The organism is Arthrobacter sp. JCM 19049 (assembly GCF_001310435.1).
Map to the genome: position 1 here is coordinate 1 of NZ_BAXF01000347.1, position 2,352 is coordinate 2,352.

2 protein-coding genes and 2 pseudogenes are annotated in these 2,352 nt (G+C 67.8%); 3 read left to right on the top strand and 1 reads right to left on the bottom strand.

All coding sequences use genetic code 11. The features are described from left to right. A pseudogene (locus JCM19049_RS11965) lies at window positions 1–360 on the top strand (magnesium chelatase domain-containing protein); the annotation flags it as partial. A gap of 33 nt (window positions 361–393) precedes the next feature. Continuing rightward, window positions 394–1,467 (top strand): DNA integrity scanning diadenylate cyclase DisA, encoded by a 1,074-nt coding sequence (gene disA / locus JCM19049_RS11970; RefSeq protein WP_054821708.1) that lies wholly within the window; start codon window positions 394–396, stop codon window positions 1,465–1,467. A gap of 13 nt (window positions 1,468–1,480) precedes the next feature. Here the strand turns inward: disA and JCM19049_RS20620 are convergent, their stop codons facing one another. After that, window positions 1,481–2,008, bottom strand: a complete 528-nt coding sequence (locus JCM19049_RS20620; RefSeq protein WP_279403092.1) for a hypothetical protein — start codon at window positions 2,006–2,008, stop codon at window positions 1,481–1,483. 169 nt (window positions 2,009–2,177) lie between these two features. Here JCM19049_RS20620 and JCM19049_RS20625 point away from each other — a divergent pair. Beyond that, window positions 2,178–2,352 (top strand): annotated as a pseudogene (locus tag JCM19049_RS20625) (A/G-specific adenine glycosylase); the annotation flags it as partial.

Below are 2,352 nucleotides of genomic sequence, written 5' to 3' on the forward strand. Positions count from 1 at the left end.
GCGCGCATGGACCTGTCCGGGATGGACTCCTACATCGCCACCGTGGGCGGGGTGAAGCTCTCCGAACCGGCCACCGACCTGGCCTGCACCCTGGCGGTGGCCTCCTCGATGCACGACTTCGCGCTGCCGCAGGACTTCGTGGCGTTCGGGGAGGTCGGACTGGCCGGGGAGGTGCGCCAGGTCCCGGAGATTTCCCGGCGGGTGACCGAGGCGGCCCGGTTGGGCTTCTCCTTCGCCATGGTTCCGGCCACCCCGCAGCCGTTGAAGAACATCCCGGCCGGGATCAGGGTGTTCCAGGTCGAATCGATTGCCGAGGCGCTGGATCTGGCATTCAACCAACGCCAGAAGCAGGCAGGATAGGATTGATCCGTCCCGCCCGAAAGGAATCACCAGGTGCAACGAGAACCCTCCGGCGAACTGCTTGGCACCCTGGCGCGGATCGCGCCGGGCACCGAACTGGCCATGGGGATTGAGCGGATCCAGCGCGGGCGCACCGGGGCACTGATCGTGTTGGGCTACGACCAGGTGGTCGAATCGATCTGTTCGGGCGGCTTCCACATTGACATTGACTTCTCCCCCACCCGGCTGCGCGAGCTGGCGAAAATGGACGGGGCGATCATCTGCGACGAGTCCGGGGGACGGATCCTGCAGGCCGGGGTGCAGCTGATGCCCGATGCGGCGCTGCCCACCGCCGAATCCGGCACCCGGCACCGCACCGCCGAACGCGTGGCCCTGCAGACCGGCTTCCCGGTGGTGGCGGTGTCCTCCTCCATGCAGACCATCACCCTGTACGCCGGTTCCGAACGCCATGTGTTGGAAACCAGTGAACGCCTGCTGGTGCGCGGCAACCAGGCCATCGCCACCCTGGAGCGCTACCGGCACCGCCTGGACCAGGTCACCAGCGCCCTGACCGCCGCGGAGATCGAGGACGCGGCCACCGTGCGTGACGTGCTGGCGGTGCTGCAGCGCACCGAGATGGTGCGCCGCACCAGCCAGGACATCTCCCGCCAGGTCCTGGAGCTGGGTGCGGACGGGCGGCTGCTGGCCGCCCAGCATGCCGAGCTGCTGGCGGGGGTGAAGACCGACAACCAGATGGTGCTGCGGGACTACCCGGACCTGGCCGGCGGGGCGCAGCACCTCTCCGAGGCGCTGGCCCGCCTGGAGCAGGTGCCCGACGCGCTGCTGATTGAACTGGATGCACTGCTGCGGGTGCTGATCCCGCAGGCGCCGCTGAGCCTGGATGACGCGCTGACCCCGCGCGGCTACCGGATGCTCTCGCTGATCCGCAGCCTGCCGCGCGCCGTCGGCGAGCGCCTGGTGGAGAAGTTTGGTGACCTGCAGCTGCTGATGGCCGCGTCCACGGCCGAACTGATTCAAGTCGAGGGCATCGGGGAACAGCGGGCCCGCTCCATCCGCGAAGGGCTGGCCAGGATGGCCGAGTCCTCCCTGCTGGACCGCTACCTGTAGCGGCTACTTCAGTTCAAAGGACTTCGGTTCGGACTCCAGCTCCCCCAGCAGCGCGGTAAACCGGTAGGTGCCGGGCCGCGGCTGCACGTTTACGGCCTTGCACCCGGGGGCCGACCGTTCCTTCTGCCAGGTGAAGCGCGCGTTCTCCTGTTGTCCGGGCTTGAAGTCCAAGATGACGTCCTCCCCGTTCTGCGCAGTCGGCCGTGGAGAAGATGCGGTCCGAGCCGCTCATCACCCGGAACTCCTGTTGACTGGTGCCCACATTGATCTTGCACTCGGATTCCGAGGCGTTCTTCACCTGCAGGATCAGCACCGGGTCCTGGTCCGCGGTGTAGGACGCCGCGTCGGTGGCGGCGCTGAGCTCAATATCCGATTCCGCGCACATGCCCTCCGGCGACTGGGAGGCAGTCTCACTCTCGGGCTCACTTTCGGGCTGCTGGCCCGGCTCCGGCTGCTGCGGCTGCTCGTTTGCGGTCGGCGGCTTCTCCTCGCCGCCCAGGGCCGAGACCACCGCAACCACACCCCAGACAAGCAGACCCACCAGCAGCAGTGCGATGACTGCACGGTGATCCGCCGGCGCCGGTAGACGCTGGTCGGCAGCCTGCCCTGCGGTGCTTTACTCATAGCTCAAGGCTAGTTCATTGCGGTGCCCTTCCCGGTGATTTCGCGGTGATTCCCTGACCGGGGGTGCCAGGCCCTACAGTAGTGGGGTGCACGAAATCCACGAGCTGATCAACCACTGGTACCACGCCAATGCGCGCACCCTGCCCTGGCGGGAGCCGGGGCCTCCGGGTGGGCGGTCATGGTCAGTGAGTTCATGCTCCAGCAGACCCCGGTGGTGCGGGTGCTGCCGGTGTGGGAGCAGTGGATGCAACGCTGGCCGCG